8 protein-coding genes are annotated in these 9,014 nt (G+C 40.6%); all 8 read right to left on the bottom strand.

The genetic code is table 11. The annotated features are described in order from the left end of the window. Positions 1–999 (bottom strand): phosphoribosylformylglycinamidine synthase-related protein (locus tag ABVZ64_RS07670; protein WP_502892587.1); only part of this gene is annotated, 999 nt, incomplete at its 3' end. Between the two features lie 2 nt (positions 1,000–1,001). Next, on the bottom strand, positions 1,002–2,264 hold the full coding sequence (gene purD / locus ABVZ64_RS07665; protein WP_352400431.1) for a phosphoribosylamine--glycine ligase: 1,263 nt from the start codon (positions 2,262–2,264) through the stop codon (positions 1,002–1,004). 20 nt (positions 2,265–2,284) lie between these two features. After that, positions 2,285–3,469, bottom strand: coding sequence for a phosphoribosylaminoimidazolecarboxamide formyltransferase (locus ABVZ64_RS07660; protein WP_352400430.1), 1,185 nt, complete (start codon positions 3,467–3,469; stop codon positions 2,285–2,287). A 286-nt stretch (positions 3,470–3,755) separates the two neighbouring features. Continuing rightward, positions 3,756–5,192: an adenylosuccinate lyase gene (gene purB, locus ABVZ64_RS07655; protein ID WP_352400429.1), complete on the bottom strand. Its 1,437-nt coding sequence runs from the start codon at positions 5,190–5,192 to the stop codon at positions 3,756–3,758. A 12-nt stretch (positions 5,193–5,204) separates the two neighbouring features. Continuing rightward, positions 5,205–5,924 (bottom strand): IMP cyclohydrolase, encoded by a 720-nt coding sequence (locus tag ABVZ64_RS07650; RefSeq protein WP_352400428.1) that lies wholly within the window; start codon positions 5,922–5,924, stop codon positions 5,205–5,207. A 1-nt stretch (position 5,925) separates the two neighbouring features. Next, complete coding sequence (gene purN, locus ABVZ64_RS07645) at positions 5,926–6,534, bottom strand: phosphoribosylglycinamide formyltransferase (protein ID WP_352400427.1); 609 nt, start codon at positions 6,532–6,534, stop codon at positions 5,926–5,928. Next, on the bottom strand, positions 6,528–7,565 hold the full coding sequence (gene purM, locus ABVZ64_RS07640; protein ID WP_352400426.1) for a phosphoribosylformylglycinamidine cyclo-ligase: 1,038 nt from the start codon (positions 7,563–7,565) through the stop codon (positions 6,528–6,530). Before purM ends, purN begins: the two co-directional genes overlap by 7 nt. Further along, entirely contained in the window at positions 7,549–9,009 is a 1,461-nt protein-coding gene (purF, locus tag ABVZ64_RS07635) for an amidophosphoribosyltransferase (protein WP_352400425.1), read from the bottom strand. Before purF ends, purM begins: the two co-directional genes overlap by 17 nt. Positions 9,010–9,014 lie beyond the last annotated feature (5 nt).

The following is a 9,014-nucleotide window of genomic DNA, read 5'->3' as shown; positions in this document are numbered from 1 at the left end:
CCCCACACAGGTTGCAGCACCACCAAAGGGTTCGATTTCTGTGGGATGATTATGGGTTTCGTTTTTAAATAACAATAACCACTTCTCTGTTTTACCTTCAACATTCACATCTATTTTTACAGTACAAGCATTAATTTCCTCAGATTCGTCCAGTTTACTTAACTTGCCCTCTTGTTTTAAGAATTTAGCCACAATAGTACCCATATCCATAAGGTTAATTGGTTTTGTTCGACCAATCGCCTCCCTTGTTTTAAGGTATTCATTATAAGCAGACTGTAACAAGTTATCTTCAAACTTGATACTGTCAATCGTTGTTAAGAAAGTTGTATGACGGCAATGATCAGACCAATAAGTATCAATCATTTTGATTTCTGTGATAGTTGGATCCCTATCCTCTTCCTTAAAGTAAGCCTGACAAACCTTAATATCATCTAAATCCATAGCCAAGCCCATGTGCTTAACAAAAGCGTCTAAACCATCCTGGTCTAACGCAAGGAACCCATCAACTGTTTCTACCTCAGTGGGGATTGCATATTGTACCGCCAATGTATCAAAAGTATCAAGGCTTGCCTCCCTTGCTTCCACAGGGTTAATTAAATATTTTTTGATAGCGAATATTTCGTCTTCTGTTAATTTACCATATAATAAGTAAACCTTTGCAGTACGAACCAAGGGTCTTTCCTGTTTCGAGATAATCTGGATGCACTCGGCAGCAGAGTTTGCCCGTTGGTCAAACTGTCCAGGCAAATATTCCACCGCAAATACACTAGCTCCATCCTGTGGCAATTTATCATGTAAATGATCCAACTGCGGCTCGGAAAAAACAGTAGTTTTGCAAGCTTCGAATAACTCCTTTTCAATGTTCTCCACATCATAACGGTTGAAAAGGCGTAAATCTGTCAAATTATTAATATCCAACAAATTGACAATATCATGACGCAAGGAATCCGCCTCCGCTGTAAGCCCTTGTTTCTTCTCCACATATATTCTGTAAACCATGCTTACACCTCCGCTGCTAACGCTTTTTTACCAATATCATTTCGATAGTATGCATTTTCAAAATTAACAGTTTTCACTGTTTCATATGCCTTAGCGATGGCTTCTTCCAAAGAATCTGCAACCTCGCTAACACCTAATACGCGGCCGCCACCTGTTACCATAACGCCGTTCTTGTTTTTTGCCCCAGCAACATAAATCTGATTATTGTTCTCAGGCAATGTGATAGGGAAGCCTGTTTCATATTTTCCAGGGTATCCTGCTGATGCCATAATAACGCAACAGGCTGCTTTGTCACCAAATTTCACTTCTGCCTCTGCCAATGTGCCTTTTGCAATATGTTGCATAATCATCAAAAGGTCGCTTTCCAAAAGAGGCAATACCACCTGGGTTTCAGGGTCTCCAAATCGGCAGTTATATTCAATGACTTTGGGGCCATTGGCTGTAAGCATTAAACCGAAGTATAAGCAGCCTTTGAAGGTTCTATCCTCTTTGTTCATTGCATCCATCGTAGGCAAGAATATAGTTTCCATACATTCTTGGGCGATTTTTTCTGTATAATAAGGGTTTGGAGCAATGGTTCCCATACCCCCTGTATTCAAGCCCTTATCTCCATCAAGAGCTCTCTTATGATCCATAGAGGAAACCATGGGAATCATAGTTTTGCCATCAGTAAAGGCTAAAACAGAAACCTCAGGGCCTGTTAGGAACTCTTCAATTACGATATGGTCACCACTAGCGCCAAAAATTTTGTCTTCCATCATGGAACGAACGGCATCTTTTGCCTGTTCCCTTGTTTCTGCAATTACAACACCTTTGCCAAGAGCCAAACCATCCGCCTTAACAACGGTTGGGATTGGCGCTGTTTCTAGGTACTCCAAAGCCTTAGCCATATCATCAAAAACTTCATACTGTGCAGTAGGAATGTTATATTTTTTCATCAAGTCTTTTGAAAAAACTTTGCTGCCTTCCAAAATAGCCGCTCTTTTATTGGGTCCGAAACAAGGAACCCCAACTTCCTCCAATGCATCCACAACACCTATTACCAAAGGATCATCAGGTGCTACCACTGCAAATTCTATTTTATTTTCAACGGCAAAATTTACGATTTTTTCAATGTCTTTCGCACCAATTTCCACACACGTAGCATCCTGAGCGATGCCGCCATTACCGGGCAAAACAAAAAGTTCTTTTACATCAGGATTTTCTTTTATTTTTTTCACAATGGCATGTTCTCTGCCGCCACCACCAATTACCATAACCTTCATTCTTCATACCCTCCCGCTTCTTAATGGTGGAATAAACGCATTCCAGTAAACGCCATAACCATTTCATATTTATTGCAGGTTTCAATAACATTGTCGTCACGGATAGAACCGCCTGGCTGTGCAATATAAGTAACTCCACTTTTTGCCGCTCTTTCAATATTATCACCAAAGGGGAAGAACGCATCGCTGCCTAGAGCCACACCTGAAATTGTAGAAAGGTAGGCCTTCTTTTCTTCTGTTGTCAAAGGTTCTGGTTTCACAGAAAAGATTTCTTGCCAAACGCCATCTGCCAATACATCTTCATAATCGTCAGAAATATAAACGTCAATGGCGTTATCTCTATTGGGACGGCTCACCGTTGGTAAGAAAGGTAGATTCAAAACTTTTTCGCATTGACGCAAATGCCATATATCAGCTTTGCTACCTGCAAGACGGGTGCAATGGATACGGGACTGCTGACCGGCACCAACGCCAATAGCCTGTCCATCCTTTGCAAAACAAACGGAATTAGATTGGGTGTATTTCAAAGTAATAAGGGCTACAATTAAGTCTCTTTTTCCCTCTTCGGACAAGTTCTTATTTTCAGTCACGATATTTTCCAAAAGGGCTTTATCAATTTTGAAGTTATTTCTGCCCTGTTCAAAGGTAACACCAAAAACTTGTTTTAACTCTTTTTCATCGGGAACAAAGTGTGCATCAATTTCAACAACATTATAGTTGCCATTTCTCTTGCTTTTTAAAATTTCTAAAGCCTCTGCTGTATAACCAGGTGCAATGATACCATCGGATACTTCTCTTTTGATAAGGTTAGCTGTTACCTCATCACAAATGTCACTTAATGCAATCCAATCGCCAAAAGAACACATACGGTCTGTTCCTCTTGCTCTTGCATAAGCCAATGCAATGGGTGACTCGTCCAAACCTTCCATATCATCCACAAAGCAAGCTTTTTTTAAATCTGCACTCATAGGCGTCCCTACGGATGCAGAAGTAGGGCTAACGTGCTTAAAGGATGTTGCCGCAGGCATACCCAAAGCCTCCTTCAACTCTTTTACCAACTGCCAGCTGTTAAAAGCATCTAAAAAATTGATATAACCAGGCTTGCCGTTTAAAATACGGATAGGCAATTCACAGCCATCAGCCATATAAATTCTTGCTGGTTTTTGATTGGGATTACAGCCATACTTTAATTCAAATTCTTTCATTTTCTAAATCCCCCCGTCAAAGATTCACATTTATAAATAAAGGAAAAAACCTCGGGAAGCTGCCCCCGAACCCCTGCAAGGATTGGCCCTTGACCCACTTAAAACCCCCACTACCATGGGGTTTTGGAAACAAATTTGGATACATCATACATTTTCAAAGTCTTAGCACAAGTAGATAAACCAAAGGGTAACTCATCCTAAAGAAAATAAAGTTCCAATAAAGTTCTTTGGCCAACTTTCTTGAAAGAAAGTTGGTGGGTTTGGGCAACGCTCAAGGTCTTAGCTATCATACTTTTAATTCCGCTTGAATTTCACCTTCATACCATTTTGCAATAATAGGCTCAGCCACTTCTTTTACAAATTCATCAACTTGAGATGCACTTCTACCGATATACAAAGATGGGTCTAATTCTGCTTTGATTTCCTCTAACGATAAGGGGAATGCATCATCGCCAGCAATTCTTTCGATTAAGTCATTCTGTCCGCCTTCCAGTTTCACTTTCGCTGCTGCAGCATGGGAATGGGTGCGCAGTCTTTCATGCAATTCCTGTCTGTTGCCACCTTTTTTTACAGATTTCATCATGATATTTTCTGTTGCCATAAAAGGCAGTTTTTCCATCACACGACGTTCCACAACCTTATTGTATACAACCAAACCTGCTGTTACGTTCATATAAATATTTAAAATAGAATCCACTGCCAAAAAAGCTTCGGCAACGGAGATACGTTTATTTGCAGAGTCATCCAAGGTTCTTTCAAACCACTGGGTACCAGCTGTTAATGCTGGATTTAAGGAATCTACGATTACATATCGCGCTAGAGCAGAAATTCTTTCGCTTCTCATGGGGTTTCTCTTATAGGGCATTGCAGAAGAACCAATCTGATTTTTTTCAAAGGGCTCTTCCATTTCTTCAAAGGACTGCAAAATACGCATATCATTGGAAAATTTGTATGCACTTTGAGCAAAGCCTGAGAGTACAGATAAGAAGTAGGCATCAACCTTACGGGAATATGTCTGTCCAGACACAGGAACACAGCCTCTAAAGCCCATATCCTCTGCAATCATGGCTTCCATCTTCTTAATTTTATCCTCATCACCCTCAAACAACTCCATAAAGCTTGCCTGTGTGCCTGTTGTACCCTTAGAGCCTAATAAAAGCAATTCTTCCAAGCGATGTTCTAGCTCTTGAATATCCTGACACAATTCATAAATCCAAAGTGTTGCTCTTTTACCCACCGTTGTTAACTGAGCAGGCTGAAGATGGGTGTATGCTAAGCAAGGAAGACTCTTATATTCCACTGCAAAAGCAGAAAGGTTTTTCACCACCTGGGCTGCCTTTTGCAAAATAATGTGAGATGCTTCTTTCAGAATAATTACATCTGTATTATCCCCAACATAGCAAGACGTTGCGCCTAAGTGAATAATAGGCTCAGCTTTAGGGCATTGCTTGCCATAAGCATAAACATGGCTCATTACATCGTGACGAACGACTTTTTCTCTTTCCTCGGCCACTTCAAAGTTAATTTCATCCTTAAAAGCTTCCAATTCAGCAATCTGCTCATCACTAATTTCTAGGCCTAGTGCCTTTTCTGCTTTTGCCAAGGCAATCCATAGCTTACGCCAAGTACGGAACTTGAAGTCCTCGGAAAATACAGCCTGCATCTCTTTGCTAGCGTATCTTGTGGAAAATGGGGAAAGATAAATCTCCTTTGTACTATTCATATTTCAATCTCCTTACTTGTTTTTATTCATCATACGATTTTCAATATTACCTGTTTTCAAGTCAATATATCTAACGTAAAGAGAAATTTTATTCTCCTCATTCAGGTTTTCCCAAATATCCTGAACCAAATCATCAATTTGATCAGGAACTGCCACTCTTTCTGGCTCACCTTGGAATGTAGGCAATGGATTACCATCGCAAGCGTAAGTATGAATAAAGTGACCCAAGCCTTTTACAGCGGAATATGCAAAAGTGTAGCGGCTACAAGCACTACCCTCAGCGTCTGCACTTTTTAAAATACTCATTTTATAAGTAAAATCTGCCTCACCAAATGTTAACATACCACTGATTCTTGGTGTAAAGTTTGGAGCATCTGGTTCAAACTGTCTTGTTTCCAAACCTCCTTCAAAAGTTTTACCTATCTTAATATAGTCAAAAATAGTATCTGTCTGATCACCATTTGTTACAATCAACTTGTTTTCAAATTTCTTGATGGGTGAATAGATAATCAAAGATGGATCCTCTACTTTAGATTCATCAAAAGGCTTGATAATTACCTCATCGCCATTTTCAATAAAAATGCGGTTGCGGCTGTTTTCACTACGTCCCATAATGAAGTAGGCAACAGCAGCCTTACTTCCATCTGCCGTTTTACCGATTACAATACCTCTACCTACATAAGCATTTTCTCTTATTAACTCCCCCATGGGGTCCATTTTATAGATATTCATATCAGTTTCCTTTCTTTAATGTTTGGGCTACCATTTCTACAGCCTTGGGTAACAGCACCCATTCCGCTTCTTCCATCACTCGTCTTTGTAACGCTTCAGGAGTATCTCCCTCCAAAATATCCACTGCCTTTTGTAAAATAATTTCGCCACCATCAGGAATTTCATTTACATAATGTACCGTTGCACCGGTTACCTTTACGCCGTATTCCAGCGCTGCCTCGTGCACATGCAAACCATAAAACCCTTTGCCACAGAAAGAGGGAATGAGAGATGGATGGATATTCACAATTCTCTTGGGGTATGCAAAAGTAAAGTCTTCACTTAACAAAGACATAAATCCTGCCAAAACAATCATTTCAATTCCGTTTTTCATCAAGACCTGTTTCATCTTTGTTTCATAAAGCTCTTGTGAGGGGAATTCTTTTCTTTTGACAACCACGCTTTTGATGCCATTTTGGGCAGCTCTAGTTAATGCATAGGCCTTATCGTTGCTAGCCAAAACCAAAGTTATTTCGCCACTGGGAATCTCCCCTCGTTTTTCAGCATCAATCAACGCCTGCAAATTTGTGCCACCACCAGAAACAAAAACTGCAATTTTTGTTTTTAGCATATTACTACGCCCTCCTCGGAGGCAACAATTTCGCCCATAACATATGCATCTTCGCCATTTGTTTTTAAAATTTCTAATGTTTTTTCAACATCTTCTTTTGCAACAACAACACTCATGCCAACGCCCATGTTAAAGGTATTAAACATATCTCTTTCAGGAATATTTCCTTTTTTTCCAATCAAATCAAAGATAGGCAAAATTCGCAATGCACTTTTGTCAATCTTTGCCCCAAAACCTTTGGGGATGCTTCTCGGGATGTTTTCATAGAAACCACCACCTGTAATATGCGAAACAGCTTTTACTGTCACTTCTTCAAAAACAGCAAGCATTGGCTTCACATAAATTTTTGTAGGTGTCAACAATGTTTCACCCAAAGATTTACCTCCCAGTTCTTCCACTGGAGCCATCATATCTATATTTTCTACATCAAACACACGGCGAACCAAGGAGAAACCATTGGAATGAACACCGCTGGAAGGCAATGCAATGATTGCATCCCCTGCTCTGATGGTTGTGTTATCTAAAATCTTTGCTTTATCCACAACGCCAACGGAAAAACCAGCCAAATCGTATTCATGTTCGGGATAGAACCCTGGCATTTCTGCTGTTTCGCCGCCAATTAAGGATGCGCCAGATTGAACACAACCTTCAGCTACACCAGATACGATTGATGCAATTTTTTCTGGGAAGTTTTTTCCCACTGCAATATAGTCCAAAAAGAATAAAGGTTTTGCGCCAACACAGATAATATCATTCACGCACATAGCGACACAATCGATACCAACGGTATCATGCTGATCCATCAAAAAAGCCAACTTCAGCTTTGTACCCACGCCATCAGTGCCACTTACCAAAACAGGCTTGGTAATCCCTGTCATATCCAATTCAAACAAACCGCCAAAACCACCAATATCGGACATTGCTCCCCCAGTTATTGTTTTAGCAATATGCTGTTTCATCAGCTCAACCGCTTGATAACCCGCTACAATATCAACACCTGCTGCTTTATAGCTCTCACTGTGACTCTTCATCTTTATTTTTTCTCCTCTCGCTGAGCTTATATTCAAATCTGTTTTTATCGGATTCCGTTGGTGTTTCTGTTGGATACTTTCCGTCGAAACATGATGCGCAATAACCTTCACCGTTAGGAGTCCCAATCAGCATACTTAAGTGGTCCAGGCTTAAATAACCCAAACTATCAACACCAATAATATCTCTGATTTCTTCTATGGTATGGTTACAAGCAATGAGATTTTCCTGTGAGTCTACGTCAGTGCCGTAGAAACAAGGATACAAGAATGGAGGTGCAGAAGAACGCATATGTACTTCTGTTGCTCCAGCATCACGCAAAAGCTTTACAATTCTCGCAGAGGTTGTTCCTCTTACAATAGAATCATCAACCAATACCACTCTTTTGCCTCTCACTGTATCAGCAATAACATTTAGCTTGATTTTAACCTTATCTTCACGCACCTGTTGTCCTGGTGCAATAAAAGTACGGCCAATATATTTATTTTTGATAAACCCAATGCCATAGGGAATACCCGACTGCCTTGCATAACCAATGGCAGCATCCAAGCCAGAGTCTGGAACACCAATTACAACATCAGCCTGAACGGGGTGCTCCATTGCTAAGCAAGCACCTGCCTTCACTCTTGCGTCATGAACACTTCTGCCTTCTACGCGAGAGTCAGGTCTGGAGAAATAAATGTATTCAAAAATACAAATTGTAGGTTTCACTTTTTCACAATGATCTGTAATAGTACGAATACCATCCTGATCAAAAACAACAATTTCACCAGGGCGAATATCACGAATGAAACTCGCTCCCACTGCATCCAGTGCACAGCTTTCCGATGCTACAACATAGCTGCCATCGGCAGTTTGTCCATAGCATAAGGGCCTAAAGCCATTTTCATCTCTTGCAGCTATCATTTTAGATGCAGACATCACCACTAAGGAGTATGCCCCCTTAATGCGATTCATTGCACGGTTAACCGCATCTTCAATAGAGGACGCGTGGAGCCTTTCCTTTGTAATTACATAAGAAATAACCTCAGTATCGCTGGTTGTGTGGAAAATAGAACCCTGCATTTCTAGCTCCTGGCGTAATTCAAAAGAATTTACTAGGTTTCCATTATGAGCCAGGGCTAATTTGCCCTTAATATGGTTTACTACGATTGGCTGGGCATTTGAACGATCATTCACACCTGTTGTGCCATAGCGAACATGACCAATTGCCATGTTGCCCTCTCCCAATGAAGCCATAACCTGAGGCGTAAAAACATCATTAACCAAACCTGGGTCCTTATGAAAACGAAACACGCCATCGTCGTTTACAACAATGCCACAGCTTTCCTGACCTCTATGCTGCAAAGCAAACAGGCCATAATAGGTGGTTGCTGCAACTGTGGCTGTTTCTTTCCCAAAAACGCCGAATACACCACATTCTTCATGAATTTCATTCATACACATTTTAG

Source organism: Anaerotignum sp. (assembly GCF_040307045.1).
Taxonomy (GTDB): domain Bacteria; phylum Bacillota; class Clostridia; order Lachnospirales; family Anaerotignaceae; genus Chakrabartyella.
Note: the sequence above shows the minus strand (reverse complement) of the source record. Positions and strands in the feature narration are given on the sequence as shown.